Origin of the sequence: Streptomyces sp. NPDC002742 (assembly GCF_042888885.1) — a bacterium.
In the GTDB taxonomy this organism is placed as follows: Bacteria; Actinomycetota; Actinomycetes; order Streptomycetales; family Streptomycetaceae; genus Streptomyces.
Genome location: NZ_JBIAQF010000032.1, coordinates 1 through 15,905, shown reverse-complemented (window position 1 = coordinate 15,905; position 15,905 = coordinate 1). Strand labels below are relative to the sequence as shown.

Below are 15,905 nucleotides of genomic sequence, written 5' to 3'. Positions count from 1 at the left end.
CTGATCATGGACCACTGGCCGGTATCACGTATTCAAGCTCAGTAGCAGCCTGAATACTTACTGGAGGACATGGCCTTGGGAAATTGATGCTTCGTGATCGGGGTCGAGCACCACCATGAACCTGTTGCCTTCCGGATCCGTCATCAGGGCATCCATGGGGTCGTGGAGTTCCACCAGAGAGCCGCCTTTGGCGATCAGCGTCTGAACCTGTTCGGCGACCGTTCCGATAAGGACGGTGACGACCGGCAGCACGGCGGGAGATTCCGCTTTGCCGACGCTGTACGCACCATGACCCGGGATGCTGCCCCAGAACCTGATCATTTTCTCTGGGTCTACGGCATCAAAGTGAACCTGCATGCTGCTGTCTCGCTTTCATCTGTGCAACCGGCCGAAAACGGCCTGCTGAATCAATCCGGCAGGCCGTTACGGATGAACGGACTTCAGCAGTCGAGCACGGTGTTGTGCGTGACTGCGATTCCGGGTTCGCTGAAGCGTCCGTGGTACTCGACATGGAGGGTCACCTGAGTGTTGTACGTCTCCTTGTGGCCATCATGCACGCAGTTGAGCCCCGGGGTGGTGAGGTGCCCGCTGTAACTCCTCCACCCGCTGTCCTTTTGCTTCACCGCGTGCCAGTACCCGTCGTGGGATTCGTACCGCTGAAGATCCGCCCGGGCCCGGCATTTGTCGGGCGCCGGAGTCGAACACCCCGTGTAGCGCCCCTGGGCGAACGGCGGGCCGTTATGGGTGACCTGGAACGGCTTCTCACCCAGGAGCGTGCACCACGCGGCTACGTCAGTAGGGCTCTTCGCGATGGCCCACGTGGCCGCCACCCACTCCACGATTCGCAAGGCCTGGGTCGACGGCGGCTACCGCCAGCACCTCGTCGAGCACGCCGCCGCACTCGGCATCGACATGGAAATCGTCCAACGCACCCCAGGGAGCAGGGGTTTCACCCCCTGCCCAAACGCTGGACCGTAGAGCGGACCTATGGATGGCTGAAGTTCCACCGCCGCCTGGCCCGCGACTACGAGACCCTGCCCGCCCGTTCCGAAGCCATGATCCACCTCGCCATGACCGACCTCATGGCCCGCCGCCTCACCGGCGAAGCCACCATCTCCTGGCGCGACCCGACATCAACGGATCAAAAACCAATTCCGGGATGAAACATCGGGAGAAAATGACCTCTCTGAGCTTATTCGTCCCGTGCGATCCGCCCGGCGGACCAGTGAGGCCACCGGCTGCGACGGGGCAGACGTGGAGGCAGGCCGCCGGCCTTCGATCCCGAGACCTACAAGCAGCACAACACCGTCGAGCGGTGTATCAACCGCCTGAAACAGTGGGCGTTTTCAGTGTTGTCCCTCCAGGATGAGGACAGTTTGGCGATGACGGTCATGCGGTTGGGGATGATCCGGGATCCGCGGAAGATCTGCCAGGACTTCAGCCGTGCCATGGCGCTCTCGACCGGAGCCTTGGCTTGGGCGAGGGCCGGGTTGACGGTGTGCTGGGTCAGGGTGAGCTCTCCGCCGGGTGGGCGCTTGAGGCCGGTAGGGGCTGGCCTTGCTGCATCACGCGAGAAAGTGATCGAAAGTATGTCCACCATCTACTTGGATGACGTACGGTCACTACGCTCGCCGGACTGGCCGAGCGAGCGGGAAGAGGGAAAGATGCGTCACAGGATCGCGACCTTGGCCGCAACCACCGTTATCGCCGCCAGTGGGGTACTCGCTACCGCGTCGTCGGCATCGGCAACTGTTGACCCGCCCCCGGGAAGTTGGGACCACACGTGGACCACCTCGGACGCCGGCCAGGGCGGCACGGTCTACATCGCTGAGAACGGCGACATCGTCACACTCTGCGACACGAACGCCGACGGGCGGACTCCTCACATCGAAATAGTGTACGAGGACGGCCCCGGTGACTGGGGCTCGGCCTACGCACTCGTCGCCTCGGGCGGGGAAGGATCGTGCATCTCCGCCAGAGCTTCACAGGGGGGCGCGTACAACCTCCCTGAGAACAAGGAAATCGGGGTCACGATCTGGCTGGGGCCGCTCTACCATGGATACGGCGAGTCCACGCACTATTACCTCAACGACCACTAGGCTCGACCTTTCATGACGGTCCGTCCGTTCGTCGGGCGGAGCATTTCGGCTTGCCGATGGCCCGGCTGTCGCGTCGGGTGGGCGCCGGGTTCCACGGGCCCGGGGCGGGGTCTGGTCGTCGGGGTGGGCTTCGTGGCTGGTCAGCCGGGGTTCGGAAGAGCTTTCAGGCGTTCAACCGCGCTGGTGCCCGGCAGCGGCAGGACACCGGCCGCAAGTGGGCGAAGAAGGTCGTACGCGACCACGACCGGCTGGCGGTCGAGGATTTCCGTCCGAAGTTCCTCGCCGAACCACGATGGCCCGCAAGGCCGCCGACGCCGCGATCGGCGTGACTAAGTGCCCGAAGACCGAGGCGGCTCAGGTCAGCCTCTTCTCCCGGTGGGACGATCTCGTCGCCAGGGTCGGCTCAGCCCCTGTGAGGGCTGGGCCGAGTCACTTCCTGCCGAGCCGCCGGCTGCCCCAAGGTCTCTGCAGATCCATCGGCGACGGAGTCGTTCCCGCCTAACGCGGCCCGGACGGTTCGGCCGGCCGGTTCGGCGGAGCCTTGGCATTCTTCGTGGCGGCTCCCGCGACGGTTGCCAGGTCTTCGCCCGAGAAGCCGGCGCGGCTCAGCACTGCCAGGGATTTGTTCGTCGCCAGCGTGCACAACGCCAGCTCTGCCGCCTCCTGTTCATCGGCCCCCGCCGCCAGCAACGCCTGCTCCAGCATCGCCCGCAATCCGTCGATCATGGCGCGGACCATCGCCCGTCCCTCCGCGTCAAGCGCCGGGAACTGCGTCGCCGACACCGTGAGCAGGCAGCCGTCCGGGACCGTCGGGTCGGCGATTCGGTTCAGGGCGACCTGCAGGAAGGCGGCCACAACGGCGCTCGGGCTCGGGTGGGGGCCGGACAGTGCCTGCTCGTACAGCGGGTGGTAGGTCTGCGCGTACCGTTGGAGGCTTTTGCGGAAGAGGGCGCTCTTGTCGCCGAAGGTGCCGTAGAGCGAGCCCCGACCCAGGCCCGTGCCCTCGGTCAGGCGATCGATCGAGGCCTCCGAATAACCCCAGCGCCAGAAGACGTGCATCGCACGTCGTAGTGCCTCGTCCACGTCGAATTGCTTGCGGCCTGCCATGGTCCGTCAGTCTACACATCTTGTACCGATCGTTCAAAGATGTGTATGGTCGTCGGCATGACAAGCTTGAGTTCGCTGCGGCTGCCCGACGGATTCCTTGACGTCTTCACCAGCCGGCTCGTGGAGGTGAACGGACTGCGGCTGCACGCGGTCACCGGTGGGGACGGCCCGGCGCTGCTGCTGATCGGCGGGTGGCCCCAGACCTGGTACGCCTGGCGGGAGGTGATGCCCGCGCTCGCCCGACGGCACACCGTCGTCGCCGTCGACTCGCGCGGGGCCGGGCTCTCCGACAAGCCCGACGACGGGTACGACGCCGGCACGCTCGCCGCCGATCTGGTCGCGTTGATGGCCGCACTCGGGCACGACCGGTTCGACGTGGTCGGCCACGACATCGGTACGTGGACCGGATACGCCCTCGCCGCCGATCACCCCGAGCGGGTGGGCCGGCTCGCCGTCCTCGAAGCAGTGATCCCCGGTCTCACGCCGTCCCCGCCGTTCTTCGGCCCGGCCGCGGTCAACCTGAAGCTCTGGCAGTTCGGCTTCAACCGGCTCACCGACCTCAACGAGGAACTGGTCCGGGGACGGGAGCGGCTCTTCTTCGGCTGGCAGTTCGCCACCAAGGCCGCCACGCGGACCGCGATACCCGAGTACGCCGTCGACGTCTACGTCGACGCGATCACCGCGGATCCTCACGCGCTGCGGGCGAGCTTCGCGTACTACCGGGCGCTGGACGAGACGATCGCGCAGAACGAGCAGCGCAGCAAGACCCGGCTGACGCTGCCGGTGCTCGGAGTCGGCGGCGCGCTGTGGAGCGGCGCGAATGCCGCCCAGACGATGCGGCTGGCGGCCGACGACGTCACGGGGGTCGTCCTCGACGACTGCGGCCATTACCCGGCCGAGGAGCAGCCGGCGCGGTTCGTCGAGATCCTGGAGGACTTCCTCGTGGCCAACCGGTAGCAGGCACGCCACACGGCTGGACTTCGCGAACGACAGGCGGAGCTTCGCAAACTCCGCTACGTGGTCGAGCAGGCCTTCGCCCTCCTCCACCAGTTCAATCGCCTCGCCATCCGATGGGAAGGACGCCTCGAACTCCACGACGCGTTCGTCTCCCTGGCATGCAGCCTCACCTGCTGGCGACGCCTCAAGAAGGCCCACCCATGATCCTGATACGAGCTCTCAGGGCGTGCAGATCTTTGACTCGCCTTTTTGATCTTGGTTTGGATGGGGTCGGTAGCGAGGAACGTGGTGACGTCGGCTGGTGTGCGGAAGCGGGCGGTAGAGGCACTGATGCGGTGGCCGTGTGCTTCGAGCAGTGGGCGGACTTCCTGACTCGCGCGGCTGATGGTCATGGCGGTGACTCCGAAGAGCTGGCCGAGGAGGTCCATGGTGGCGAGTTCGCGCAGGTGGAGCAGGGTGGCCAGGATGCGGTCGGCCGGGGCCCGGTCTGTCGGAGTGGGCGATGACGCGCAGCGCCGCGTCCGATGCTGTCGGAAGCACAGGCGAGGAATGTCCGGAGCAGGTCGCCGACCTCGCGCGGTCGCTCCACGTAGAGCATGTGGTCGGAGTCCAGTTCGGCGACGGTGAGACGGTCGCCCGAAACCGATCGGCAGCCGGTGACGTACTCCGCTCCGGACGGACGAAGCCGGATCGTTGGGCGATCACGATCAGGGTTGGCACGGTGGGCGGCGGAAGCACGGGTGGGCCCGCCTTTTCGGAGTACGCGGTCACCACGGCCGCAGCGTCGAACCGCCGCCGCCGCCGCCGCCGCCGCCGCCGTCGACGACCGTCCGGGTCCGCGGTCAAAGCTTCACGGGTGAGCCAGGTCCGCAGATGGACCGGGGTCACCAGGAGCCGGTCGGTGAACACCGGTCCGTACGTCGGCCCGTCTCCCGCCTCCCGTCTCCCGCCGACGGTCGCCCTCACGTCGCCCATCGCGCCCGGACTCCCGGCGCGCCACCCGGCGCCGAGCGAGTTCTGCGACCGACTGGCCCAGATGTTGGTGCGACAGCGTCCTCACCGACCAAGATCAATCGCACGTCGGCCCAATAGGATCGGAGGCATGACGACATCCATTGCCAGCAGTGCCTTCGACTCGCTCCGCCTCGATGCCGTGCCCGACCAGGAGGCGCTGCGCCGGACCTACGAACTCCCCGGCGAGGCGGCCGTGCGCAAGCAGATGACCGAACTCACCGAGCAGACCAGGCGGTTGATCGGCTGCTCATCGTTGGTCCTGGTCGCCAGCGCGGACGCAGAGGGCAACTGTGACGTTTCCCCGCGCGGCGGTCCTGCCGGGTTCGTCGCCGTCCTGGACGCACGGACGGTGGCGATACCGGACGCGACCGGCAACAAGCGTCTGGACACCTTGCAGAACGTCGTCGCCACCGGACGGGCCGGGCTGCTGTTCCTCATCCCGGGGCGCACCACGACGCTCAGAGTGAACGGCCGGGCCTGCGTCTCGACCCGCCCGGAGCTGCTGTCGCAGCTGACCGCCGTGGGCAAGCCACCGGCCAGTGCCCTGGTGGTGGGGATCGAGGAGGTCTACCCGCACTGTCCCAAGTCGCTCCTGCGCAGCGCGGCCTGGAAGCCGGAGCAGTGGCTGTCGGCGGACGCCCAGCCGACCTCCGCCGAGGTGACGCTGGCCCAGCTTGGGATGCCGGAGCTGACGATCGCCGACATCGAGCAGGCGGAGGCGGACTCGCTGAAGTACCGGTACGAGTGACGGGCCGACCAGCGATTGCCGAACCCACCAGCCTCGCCGAAGCCGCAGATCAGCACGTCCCGAGATCAATCGCGGGGCGTCCCGTAATCGTCCTTCCGCGCACCCCTGTTGACCGGTGCGTCGGGCCCGCGCGGGTACGGTCCTGCGGAGGTGGTGGCCGCTGACGCCGTGTGGCTTCCACACCTGGAGCCTGTCATCAACAGCGGGCGGAGCTCTGTGACGTGAAGCCGCTCTCCGTCGAAGGATTTCGGTTGCTGGAGATCAATGCCTGCTCCTACGGTCGGCACCATGGCGGATGACGAACTCACGCGCGCGACACGGTTGCTGGACGCCCAGGCGAAGGCCGAGCGGCTCTTCGCGGAGATCGAGGAGCGTCGGCTCGTGACGCCCGGCGAGGGGGAACGGGCGGTCAGCGACCGGATCCGGGACCTGGCGAACGAGATGTTCGGCACGACCAAGCACTGGCACAAGCGGATCGTGCGGTCGGGGCCGAACACGCTCCTGCCGTACAAGGAGAATCCGCCGGACCGGGTGATCGGCGCGGACGACATCGCGTTCGCCGACTTCGGGCCGATCTTCGAGGAGTACGAAGCCGACTTCGGCCGGACCTTCGTCCTCGGCGACGACCCGGTCAAGCACCGCCTGCGCGACGACCTGCCCCGGGTCTTCGCGGCTGGGCGACGCTACTTCGAGGCCGACCCGGACATCACCGGCCGACGACTGTACGCCGAGGTCGAACGGCTCGCCACGGAAGCCGGATGGGAACTGGGCGGCTGGCACGCCGGGCACCTGGTCGGTGAGTTCCCGCACGAGACGATCGACGGTGCGGACGTCGAGTCCTACATCGCGCCGGACAACGGCACCCCGCTGCGGCGCACCGACAAGGCCGGGCGCCGCTGCCACTGGATCCTGGAGGTCCATCTCGTCGACCGCGGCCGCGGGTTCGGTGGCTTCTACGAGGAGTTGCTCGACCTCGGCTGATCCGTCACGCCCGCTTGGTGCAGGGTGAGCCACAACCGGTCCCGGGTCAGCGGGAGTTGAGTGAGGCGGACGCCGGTCGCGGCTCGCAGGGCGTTGACGAAGGCGGGGGCGACCGGGTTGAAGGGGCTCTCGCTCATCGACTTGGCGCCGAGTGGGCCGATCGCGTCCGCGGTTTCCATGAAGTGGACCTCGGTGCGCGGGATGTCGGCGTACTGGGGGAGCCGGTAGCGGCGGAAGACGGCCGTCTCGACCGCGCCGCGCTCGTCGATGCGGACGTTCTCGAAGAGGGTGGCGCCGAGTGCCTGGGCGACGCCTCCCTCGACCTGGCCTCGGCACTGCAACTGCATCGGGTTCATGACCTTTCCGGCGTCGGCAGCGTGGACGACGCTGCGCAGGATACGGATCTCGCCGGTGCCGGTGCCGGTGCCGGTGCCGGTGCCGGGGGCGACGGCGAGACGGAACCACTGTGCGTTGAAGGCGACCGAGCGGGGGAGTGCCGCCGAAGTGCCCCTCGGCGGTGAAGGAGACGCCGACCCGCGCACGCCGCCTGGTAGCGGTGGTCGATGTCCACCCCGGCCGGGGCCTGGACAAGGACGTCGTCGTACGAGTGCCGGACACCCTCGGTGAGGGTGGAGTTCGCGCCAACCGTCGGGGCCTCGATGGCCTCGGCGGTCAACACGTCGCTGCGGGCGCCGTACAGCCGTTCTTGTCATCGTCCTTCCAGTGCGGAGAGAGCTCGCGCTCGTAGTCATCGCGGATCCCCATACGCGATCGGCAGAGAGGTGATGGCCTCAGTGAGCGTGTACCCATCGGCGTGCCCCGAGGGAGCGGGGGAGGACGGCGAAGCCCAGAGCGGTGGCTGCGAGGCCGCGGCGAAGGTTCTTGAGCACCGCCAGGAGATGCCGGGCGGATCGCCGCCGGCACGACCTTGGCGAAGGCGTCTCACTTTGCCGGCGGAGCGAATTCATCGAAGAAGCGGTCATGCACCGGATCCGGTCAGCGGCATCGCCTCCTGACACAGACACGGATGGGTCAAGGCCCGCTCCTGCCACTCAGCCGGCGGCCCCGAACCGCGGCGCGTCCTCCGCGATCACGTACAGGCGCAGCCGCTGAAGCGCAGTGGGTGGCGAGGGCCCCTGCCGCGGTCTGTGGCCCGGTTCACGCTGATGGTGTGAAGGTGGGTGCGGCAGGGACTCTTCCTCTCGACAGTCCCGATCGGCGGGAAGTCTTCGACCTGCGGCCCCGGGCGCATGGCCAGATACGGTCAATTCCCCAGGTCATAGATGTGATGCCAAGATCACAAAGTGTGGCAGACCCGCTGACAGCGTGATATTCGTTTGATCGATCATTCCACTTGCATACAATTCGCTGGGGGCGATGTGCTGTCTAGGGTGCCATCGGGGGGCAGCCATTTGGAGTTAGGCCTTCTCGGGCCACTTGAGATCCGAGTCGACGGGCAGCTGTTGGACATATCCGCGCCACGGCTCAGAACGGTCCTGGGGACGCTCCTGCTGAGTCCCGGAAACACGGTTTCTACTCGGCACTTGGCGGAAAGCCTTTGGGAGGACAATCTTCCGGCGGATCCAGCCAATCAGGTAGCCGCCTGCATCTCCATGCTGCGCCGTATGTTCAGGCAGGGTGGAGCGTCACCGGAACTCCTTGTCACTCGGCGGCCGGGCTACCAGCTGATGGTGGGGGCCGGGGTGCGCATCGACGCGATGGTCTTCCGTGACCTGCAGGAAGAAGCGCGCGCGTCCAGCGAAGCGGACGATCCCAGGCGGGCTCTGTCCCAGCTGAAGTCGGCGCTGGGGCTGTGGCGCGGTGGGGTTCTCTCCGGGATGGACTGCCGTGCCTGGCAGCCTGAGATCCGTCGGCTGGAGGAGGAGTACATCGCCCTGCGCGAGCACTGCTCCGATGTCCAGCTCGGTCTGGGGCTCAACGAGGATGTGGTCACGGAGCTGTCGGTATTCGTCGAGCAGTATCCGCTTCTCGAGCGGCCGCGCGCGCAACTCATGCTGGCGCTCTTCCGGTCCGGCCGACAGGCCGACGCGCTCCAGATGTACCGAGCCACAGCAGAACTGCTGCGCGAGGAGCTGGGCGTTTCACCGGGCGAAGACTTGCAGCGGATGCACAAGAGCATGCTGCAGGGAACTGCAAACACTCCTGCCAGGAAGAGGACCTCGCGCGAGCGGACCCCGGTAGCACATGCCGGTTCTTTCACCGATCCATACGGTCCGCCCTGCCAGCTGCCAGGCGATCTGGCCGAGTTCGTGGGCCGCAGGGAAGAGATCGACACCCTGCAATCGGCGATCGCGCCCGGGAGCGGAACCGTTCCGGTCGCGGTGATCGTGGGTCCGGGAGGCACGGGGAAGACCGTTCTCGCTGTCCACACGGCACATCAGCTGCGTCAGACGTTCAACGACGGGCAGCTGTACGTCAACCTCCGCGGCATGGACAGCGATCCGGTGTCGGCCGAGGAGGCCCTGGCCCGCTTCCTGCGGGAGCTCGGGCTGTCGGGCGCGGCGATACCCGATTCCCTGGACGAACGCGCGGCGCTCTTTCGCAGCCTGGTCGCGGGCCGGCGGATGCTGCTGGTCCTGGACAACGCCGGCGACGTCCGACAGATCAGGCCGCTACTCCCCGGAACGGACACGTGCGGCGTACTTGTCACCAGCAGGACCCGGCTCACGACCGTGCCGAACGCGCACGTGCTTGAGCTGGATGTCCTGGGCCGGGATCAGGCCCACCTGCTGCTCTGCCAGTTGGTCGGGGAGGAGCGTGTCGAGGCGGAGCCCGACGTGGCTCGCAAGCTCGTCGAGTACTGCGGCCGCCTGCCGCTGGCCGTGCGGATCGTCGGGGCGAAGCTGGCCTCCAAGCCGCATTGGTCTCTGCGCAGGGCCGCCTCCAGGCTCGTGGACGAGCGACGTCGGCTCGACGAGCTCGCGCACGAAGGACTGGAGGTACGAAGCAGCCTCGAGCTCTCACATCAAGGACTCAGTCCGCAGGCGCGCCGGCTCTTTCGCAGATTGGCGCTCCTGGCGGCGCCGGACTTCGCCGAGTGGGTCTGCGCACCCCTGTTGAGTCTGTCGGTCCTGGAGGCGGAGGACCTTCTGGAGGAGCTGCTGGACGCTCGTCTCGTAGACGTCGTCACTCCCATGGGGAGCCCCAAAGCTCGCTACCGGATGCATGATCTCGTACGGTTGTTCGCCTCGGAATGCCTCTCTGAGACGGAGCCCGGCGTTGAGCGGGCGGCGGCCCGGCAGCGTGTGGCCGCGACCACCCTGGCCCTGGCGGATCTGGCGCACCGTGAGGTGTGCGGCGGGGACTTCACCGTGGTTCACAGCCTTGGCTCACGGCCCTACGTATCCGAGGACGTGATCCAGCTGGCGGCCGGTGACCCGCTCGACTGGTACGAGGCGGACCGGTCGACCATCACCGCCTTGTGCGCCCAGGCCGCGGAGCACGACGAGGACGAGATCGCCTGGGACATGGCTGCCACGTCAAGATGCCTGTTCAGCATACGTTTCCACTTCGACGACTGGCAGCACACCCACGAGGTCGCTCTCGCGACAGTACAGCGGCAGGGCAACAAGCGGGGAGAGGCCGCCCTGCTGCTGGGGCTGGGCGATCTCGACCTGACGAGGCGGCTCTACGAGCGGGCACTCCCGCTGTTGGAGCGCTCCCGGGAGCTGTTCCTGGAGGTCGGTGACCGGCATGGGTACGCACTCGCCCTGCGCAAGGCCGCGTGCGCGGACCGCATCCAGGGGCGGACCACGATTGCCCTGGAGCGTTGGCGGGAATGTCTGCCGATCCTTCGGGAGGCAGCAGACCTGGAGGCGCAGATACAGGTGCACCGGTGGATGTCGCAGACCCTCTTGGAGCTGGGCAGGGATGAGGAGGCGGAGGGTTCTCTGCGCGTCGCGGTGCGGATGGCCGAGTCGTTCGAAGGGCGCAGTGCGGCGCAGGTTCACCTCGCTCAGGCAGATCTCCGGCTTGCCCGCGGTGAACTCGATCAGGCGGCAGCGGCGTACGAGACCAGTCTCCGGGCGACCAGTCGGCTCGGCGATCTCAGCGGCCGTTGCGCAGCTCTGCTGGGGCAGGGCACGGTCGACGTACGACGACGCAGGATCGCGCAGGCACAGGAGCGTCTGGGTCAGGCCCTGGATCTCGCGCGCAGCATCCAGGATCCGTTGCTGCAGGTCGAGGTGCTGCTGAACCTCGCGGCCGCGCACGTGGCGGAGGGCCATCAGACCAAGGCCTTCGTACTGCTGACCGAGGGTGAGGAGTTGTGCCGTCGGATGGGTGCCGCTTCTCGGAGGGAGCGCTTCACCGCGGCCCTTGCGGATCTGGCTGGGCGGTCGACTGACATCGGTCAGGCGACCGACATTGCCGGCAGGCAGGTGGAATAGGTGTTGGAGCCGTCCCGGGCGCAGATCACCACGGTCGCCCCCTGGCGGGGGCAGGCCTGGACCTGCAGGGTGCGTTCGTCGCTCCAGCCTCGCATCCGGAACTCGCCTTGGCCCAGGTGCTCCAGAGCGCAGAAGGGTCGTCCGGCCAGGAGGAGTTGGGGTGTGCCGCTGCTCATCGCGATCTCCGCCGTGACGACGTCGCGCAGGGCGTTGCGCGGAAGGAAGTGCCCCGGCTGTTCCCAGTTCGCAAAGGATTCGGGGAGCGGGAAGCGGCACGCGTAGCGCCGTACCTCGTCCGGGATGAGCGCGACCTTCGGGCGCAGTTCCAGCGACGCGGGGGCTGTCAGTCTGGCCTGGAGGTGTTGGGGGAACAGCTTGGCCAGTTCCGCGGTGTGGTAGAGGTCGATGACGAGGTGGACCAGCTCTTCACTCTCGTCATTGACCAGGACGTGCTGGCGCCAGGAAGCGGCGAACGACATGGTGCCGGGTGTCCAACGGTAGCTGTCCTCGACGAAGACGGCCCGCGCGCCGTGGTTGCTGACGATGGGCAGGTGCAACCGGCACAGCCCCCACGGAGGACCGCACTTCGCGGACTGTAGGCGTGTGAACCGGGCACCGGGGGAGAGGGCTATGAGGCGTACCGATCGCAGTGGTGCCGGCAACGATCGGAGGACCTTCCACAAGGCCGGCAGGCGCCGCAGCCAAGGTGTCGCCGCGTAGTCCTGGAGGCTCGGTCCTCCGGTGTCGGTGCGGTTCGGGTCCCCTCCGAGGCTGTGGAGGGCAAGGACGCGGCGGCCCTGGACAGCAGCCAGCGGCGCGGCACCCCACGCCGAGAGTCCGCCGATCTCGGCACGCAGCTGGTCAGGGTCGTACACAGCGGAGATCTCGGTGCTGTTGGGCAGACCTCTCCCCAGCGGGTCGTGGATTCTCGGGAGCTCGATCACGGCTTCACCGGAACTGGTCGAACGCGAGCTTCACGACCATGCCGGTCACGACGACCAGCAGGACGATACGGACGAAACCGGATCCGCGTTTCAAGGCGGTCCGCGCGCCCAGTGTGGCTCCGGCGATGTTACAAAGGGCCATTCCCGCGCCCAGGAGCCAGAGCACCTGTCCCTGGGCCGCGAAGACAGTGAGTGCGCCCAGGTTCGTTCCGACGTTGACGACCTTGGCGAGCGCCGAGCTCTGGAGGAACTCGAGCGACAGCAGACTGGTGAAGGTCATGATCAGAAATGTGCCGGTGCCGGGACCGAAGACCCCGTCGTAGAAGCCGATCCCGCAACCGGCGAACGCCACCACCATGAGCCGGCGGCGCCTGCTGATGGCGTCCGCGTCCTCGATGACCGAGCCGAAGTTCGGGCGGAGGGTGACGAACACGGCCACGGAGATCAGCAGCGCCATGATCACAGGACGGAACCAGTCGGCCGGCAGGCTCGAGGCCGAAAGTGCCCCGAACCCGGCTGAGGGTACGGCCAGGGCCGCGGCCGGCAGCGCGACCGATCGGTCCAGTTTCGTCCGGCGGGCGAAGGTGACGGCCGCCACGGTGGTGCCGGTGATGGCCGTGAGCTTGTTCGTGCCGAGCGCCGTGGAGGGCGGAAGCGTCGGAAAGGCCATCAGCAGCGCCGGGATGAGCACGAGTCCTCCGCCCCCGACCACGGCGTCCACCCAACCGGCAGTTGTCGCGGCGACGAGCAGCCCGGATATTCCTACGGCGTCCATCAAGCCCTTCCTGTGGTGCGTGACCAGCCGGTCGAAGACGGTGCGTTGATGAGGGCGAGGCTCACAGCACTCCAGTGATCTTCATGAGCGCGGGCAGGACCCGGGGGCGGGGCATCATGCGCTCGGCCCAGCGCGGAGTGGACCGCAGGGAGTAGCACCGGCGCAGCCACCGGTCGGTGCCGTCGAAGCGCGGAGTGAACGCGGACCGGCCATGAGCCGCAATGTGGTTGTCCACGACGACCAGGTCCCCGGGTGCGAGCACGACCTCGTGGCACACCTCTTCCAACGCTTCCGACAGGGCCCGCAGAGCACTGGAAGCAACGGCGTCGTCGCTGGTCGTGGTGTGGGAGTTGAAGCGCATGAACAGGTCCGGCTCCTGGCCGAACAGCACGGGGTGAAGGCCCGACGACGGGCGAGGCCCAGCGATGTTGCGTGAGAACGACGTCGGGTAGGCACTCTTGAACACGGGGGTGCGCAGAACGTCTCGCTGCCCGTCAGTCAGCAGAGCGTACGCCTCACGGACCGACGCGACGCGGGTGGCCGCAACCCCTTCGTGGTCCTGACGGAGGCAAAGCAGACCCAAGAAGTCGGGGCGCAGCGGGTGGTGAACGTTCTCGGTGTGGAAGTCGAAGGCTACGGATCCGCTGTTCTCGATGCGATGCTCCTCCCCGGGAACAGGGTGGACCTCGTGGATCAGGGTCCCGTCCTTTTCGTCCTCATAACCGACCAGGGTGCCCAGCAAGTCCGCCACCAGAGTGAGCAGCCCGGCCGAGCCGTGCTCGGCAAGCTCGCCGGCGCGGTGCTCCAGCGGGGTGGCGGGGAGTTCTCCCACCGGCAGGCCCCGGATGAGGAAGAAGCCCTGCTTGGAGGCGCCGGCAGAGAAGTCGATCAGCTCGGATCGCAGCGCTGACGGCATGTTGAGCAGCAGGTCACTTAAGTCGGAAACGTTCTCCGCCTTGCGAGTCGCCGTGCTCAAGGCGAGTGTCCACATGTTCCGGGCGTCGGTCTCCGACAGCTGGTGTCCATTGCGTATGGTCGTCGTCGCTTGCACAACTGACTCCTGAATCAAGTTTGTTGTCCCTGATCTCCTGACCAGGGACGACAGACGCTACGGAGCACCCCTGCGGCTTCGGTGTCAGGTCTCTGTCGAAGTGATGCCAAGGTCGAACAGAATGATCACGTAGCTTCCCCGGACGTCACTTCACGCACGATCCAGGGGAGGAAGCCGTGCCTGATCCACGTCACGCGGGCAAGGAAGGCGAGCGCGTCTCGGACCGGACCTTCCAGGTACTCGGGGCGATACGCGAGCTGGGTGACGGCCCGCATGCACTGCGCGCCATCGTCGGCCGGACCGCACTCAGCCGTTCCACCGTCCAGCGCCACATCCTGTCGGGCTTACGGTACGGATTCATCCGGCAGCCCAGCCACGGGCACTACGCGCTCGCCGAAGAGCCGGAGGACTGGACTGTCCCGGCGTACCAGGCCCTGCCTGTCTCAGGCGTAAGCCGGCGGTTCCTCGCCGCGCTCAGCCGGGAGCCCGGACACACGGCGCGCCTTCACGTGGCGGTCCTGACCGACGTGCCGATGCAGATGTGTGTCGCCCGGCGGTCGGAAGCCGCAGTACCGCCTCTGTCCGATGGGGAGCTGGGCAGCACTCACCCTCTGGACGCCGACGCTGCGGGACACGCGATCCTGGCCCATCTGACCCTTCCCCACATGGACCGAGAAGAGCGTCAGGGGATCCGGACCCGCGGTTGGGTCGCGTCAGCGGGCCCCGTGGCGGGGACCCGGATGCTCGCCGCCCCGATTCTCAGATTCGGCGTGCCCGTTGGGTCGCTGAGTGTGACGGCGCCGGCAGAGGCTCTCCGCAGCACGCTCCCACACTGCGTGGGCTCACTGCGCCGCGCCGCCACGGCACTCTCCAGAGCTGCCGTTCAACCGGCCGCGACTGGATTCGTCGAACACTCCCGAGTCCATCACGAATAGATAAAATGCAAAAGTGCCTCTACCGGCAGGCAGAGGCGCTTTCGTACCGGATTCAGTAAACGTATCGGGTCCAGCCCTGGCCGGGAACATTCACCTCATGCCCCTTCCGGTTGACGTAGGCGAATCCGCAGTCGACGGTGACGCTTCCCGTGCCAGATACATACCCGCTGGTCTTCTGGAAGGTGCCACCGCTCTCATTCATGCATTCGGCCCAGGCGCGAACCTGGCGGCTGCAGGGGTTGCTGGTGACTTTGACTGTCACCTTCTGCCTGGCGGTGTTGACCGTGGCGTTCGCGCTGGTGATACAGCTCGGGTCCGCACTGGCCGACGTGGCCGTCAGCACCGGGATACCACCGATGGCAGCGACCGCCGCCGTCGCGGCAAGGGACTTCTTGAATATAGCGGTGACCTGCACGGGAGTCATCCCCTTCGAAAAGTAATCCTTTAAGGAGGACCTTCTGTCCGCCTGGAGATAATTAGACGTGCAACAGGAACAGGGTTTCAACGAATTTGTCGGAAGAGGTCAACAACTGACCTGTCGGAACAGGCTCGTCACCGAGGGAAACCTCAGCACCTTCCGCCGCCGCGCCGACTCCGGCAACGTCATCTGAAATGAGTTGGCCAGATAGAAGGCGAGGCGGCAGCCGGCTCCATGGCAGGCACTGTTATGCCGACAACTTCTGACATCTACAGCTGACATCAACGTGCCGGACGGCGGCATGCACCAGCACCCCCGGGCGACATGCGTGCCACAAGCCGAACTGCTGACAGCGAGGCCGGATGCACCGCCCCTAGTGAGCTGGTTCGGAGATGCGTGAGCAGTAGCGGCAGATCCGGTCGAGGATCTGGTCGGCGGTTTTGGTCCACTTGAACGGCCGGGCCTCG

At 67.0% G+C, this 15,905-nt stretch carries 13 protein-coding genes and 6 pseudogenes; 10 read left to right on the top strand and 9 right to left on the bottom strand.

What is annotated here, in order from left to right; translation table 11 throughout:
• Window positions 1-93 precede the first annotated feature (93 nt).
• Window positions 94-525, top strand: coding sequence for a hypothetical protein (locus ACFYW8_RS37870; protein ID WP_389089595.1), 432 nt, complete (start codon window positions 94-96; stop codon window positions 523-525).
• Here the strand turns inward: ACFYW8_RS37870 and ACFYW8_RS37865 are convergent.
• Entirely contained in the window at window positions 441-830 is a 390-nt protein-coding gene (locus ACFYW8_RS37865) for a hypothetical protein (RefSeq protein WP_389089777.1), read from the bottom strand. The genes ACFYW8_RS37870 and ACFYW8_RS37865 overlap by 85 nt on opposite strands.
• Here ACFYW8_RS37865 and ACFYW8_RS37860 point away from each other — a divergent pair.
• Together ACFYW8_RS37860 and ACFYW8_RS37855 are read left to right on the top strand one after the other, a co-directional pair.
• Window positions 741-1,016, top strand: a pseudogene (locus ACFYW8_RS37860) (hypothetical protein); the annotation flags it as partial. The gene ACFYW8_RS37865 and the pseudogene ACFYW8_RS37860 overlap by 90 nt on opposite strands.
• A 174-nt stretch (window positions 1,017-1,190) precedes the next feature.
• A pseudogene (locus ACFYW8_RS37855) lies at window positions 1,191-1,340 on the top strand (IS5/IS1182 family transposase); the annotation flags it as partial.
• Window positions 1,341-1,346: 6 nt separating this feature from the next.
• Here the strand turns inward: ACFYW8_RS37855 and ACFYW8_RS37850 are convergent.
• Window positions 1,347-1,546 (bottom strand): annotated as a pseudogene (locus ACFYW8_RS37850) (transposase family protein); the annotation flags it as partial.
• Window positions 1,547-1,589: 43 nt separating this feature from the next.
• Here ACFYW8_RS37850 and ACFYW8_RS37845 point away from each other — a divergent pair.
• Together ACFYW8_RS37845 and ACFYW8_RS37840 are read left to right on the top strand one after the other, a co-directional pair.
• Window positions 1,590-2,099, top strand: coding sequence for a hypothetical protein (locus ACFYW8_RS37845; RefSeq protein ID WP_365874858.1), 510 nt, complete (start codon window positions 1,590-1,592; stop codon window positions 2,097-2,099).
• Window positions 2,100-2,281: 182 nt separating this feature from the next.
• Window positions 2,282-2,433, top strand: a pseudogene (locus tag ACFYW8_RS37840) (RNA-guided endonuclease TnpB family protein); the annotation flags it as partial.
• A 164-nt stretch (window positions 2,434-2,597) separates the two neighbouring features.
• Here ACFYW8_RS37840 and ACFYW8_RS37835 read toward each other — a convergent pair.
• The gene (locus ACFYW8_RS37835; protein WP_389089591.1) at window positions 2,598-3,206 is read right to left on the bottom strand and encodes a TetR/AcrR family transcriptional regulator; all 609 of its coding nucleotides are present in this window, start codon (window positions 3,204-3,206) and stop codon (window positions 2,598-2,600) included.
• Between the two features lie 57 nt (window positions 3,207-3,263).
• On the opposite strand from ACFYW8_RS37835, the gene ACFYW8_RS37830 reads away from it, so the two are divergent.
• Entirely contained in the window at window positions 3,264-4,163 is a 900-nt protein-coding gene (locus ACFYW8_RS37830; RefSeq protein WP_389089588.1) for an alpha/beta fold hydrolase, read from the top strand.
• 60 nt (window positions 4,164-4,223) lie between these two features.
• The gene (locus ACFYW8_RS37825; RefSeq protein WP_389089585.1) at window positions 4,224-4,367 is read left to right on the top strand and encodes a hypothetical protein; all 144 of its coding nucleotides are present in this window, start codon (window positions 4,224-4,226) and stop codon (window positions 4,365-4,367) included.
• A gap of 146 nt (window positions 4,368-4,513) precedes the next feature.
• Here ACFYW8_RS37825 and ACFYW8_RS37820 read toward each other — a convergent pair.
• Window positions 4,514-4,630, bottom strand: a pseudogene (locus ACFYW8_RS37820) (transposase family protein); the annotation flags it as partial.
• A 635-nt stretch (window positions 4,631-5,265) separates the two neighbouring features.
• Here ACFYW8_RS37820 and ACFYW8_RS37815 point away from each other — a divergent pair.
• Window positions 5,266-5,925 carry an MSMEG_1061 family FMN-dependent PPOX-type flavoprotein gene (locus ACFYW8_RS37815; protein ID WP_365874864.1) on the top strand — a complete coding sequence of 220 codons (660 nt, stop codon included), beginning with the start codon at window positions 5,266-5,268 and terminating at the stop codon, window positions 5,923-5,925.
• A 288-nt stretch (window positions 5,926-6,213) separates the two neighbouring features.
• Window positions 6,214-6,906 (top strand): M24 family metallopeptidase, encoded by a 693-nt coding sequence (locus ACFYW8_RS37810; protein ID WP_365874866.1) that lies wholly within the window; start codon window positions 6,214-6,216, stop codon window positions 6,904-6,906.
• Here ACFYW8_RS37810 and ACFYW8_RS37805 read toward each other — a convergent pair.
• Window positions 6,879-7,440: pseudogene (locus ACFYW8_RS37805) on the bottom strand (molybdopterin cofactor-binding domain-containing protein); the annotation flags it as partial. The gene ACFYW8_RS37810 and the pseudogene ACFYW8_RS37805 sit on opposite strands and share 28 nt — an antisense overlap.
• A gap of 845 nt (window positions 7,441-8,285) precedes the next feature.
• Here ACFYW8_RS37805 and ACFYW8_RS37800 point away from each other — a divergent pair.
• Window positions 8,286-11,315, top strand: coding sequence for a BTAD domain-containing putative transcriptional regulator (locus tag ACFYW8_RS37800; RefSeq protein ID WP_389089764.1), 3,030 nt, complete (start codon window positions 8,286-8,288; stop codon window positions 11,313-11,315).
• On the opposite strand, the gene ACFYW8_RS37795 is transcribed toward ACFYW8_RS37800, so the two are convergent.
• The 4 genes from ACFYW8_RS37795 to ACFYW8_RS37780 all read right to left on the bottom strand — a co-directional run bounded on the left by ACFYW8_RS37795 (window position 11,279) and on the right by ACFYW8_RS37780 (window position 15,435).
• Window positions 11,279-12,259, bottom strand: a complete 981-nt coding sequence (locus ACFYW8_RS37795; RefSeq protein ID WP_389089579.1) for an aspartyl/asparaginyl beta-hydroxylase domain-containing protein — start codon at window positions 12,257-12,259, stop codon at window positions 11,279-11,281. The genes ACFYW8_RS37800 and ACFYW8_RS37795 overlap by 37 nt on opposite strands.
• A gap of 4 nt (window positions 12,260-12,263) precedes the next feature.
• On the bottom strand, window positions 12,264-13,034 hold the full coding sequence (locus ACFYW8_RS37790; protein ID WP_389089577.1) for a TSUP family transporter: 771 nt from the start codon (window positions 13,032-13,034) through the stop codon (window positions 12,264-12,266).
• Between the two features lie 61 nt (window positions 13,035-13,095).
• Entirely contained in the window at window positions 13,096-14,010 is a 915-nt protein-coding gene (locus tag ACFYW8_RS37785) for a TauD/TfdA family dioxygenase (protein WP_389089575.1), read from the bottom strand.
• A 1,062-nt stretch (window positions 14,011-15,072) separates the two neighbouring features.
• Window positions 15,073-15,435, bottom strand: a complete 363-nt coding sequence (locus tag ACFYW8_RS37780; protein ID WP_389089572.1) for a hypothetical protein — start codon at window positions 15,433-15,435, stop codon at window positions 15,073-15,075.
• Window positions 15,436-15,905: the final 470 nt, after the last annotated feature.

What these genes read in the sequence shown, in the direction of transcription:
- ACFYW8_RS37835 (WP_389089591.1), bottom strand. Translation starts at nt 3,206, where the DNA reads ATGGCAGGCCGCAAGCAATTCGACGTGGACGAGGCACTACGACGTGCG.
- ACFYW8_RS37790 (WP_389089577.1), bottom strand. Translation starts at nt 13,034, where the DNA reads ATGGACGCCGTAGGAATATCCGGGCTGCTCGTCGCCGCGACAACTGCC.
- ACFYW8_RS37845 (WP_365874858.1), top strand. Translation starts at nt 1,590, where the DNA reads ATGTCCACCATCTACTTGGATGACGTACGGTCACTACGCTCGCCGGAC.
- ACFYW8_RS37815 (WP_365874864.1), top strand. Translation starts at nt 5,266, where the DNA reads ATGACGACATCCATTGCCAGCAGTGCCTTCGACTCGCTCCGCCTCGAT.
- ACFYW8_RS37810 (WP_365874866.1), top strand. Translation starts at nt 6,214, where the DNA reads ATGGCGGATGACGAACTCACGCGCGCGACACGGTTGCTGGACGCCCAG.
- ACFYW8_RS37830 (WP_389089588.1), top strand. Translation starts at nt 3,264, where the DNA reads ATGACAAGCTTGAGTTCGCTGCGGCTGCCCGACGGATTCCTTGACGTC.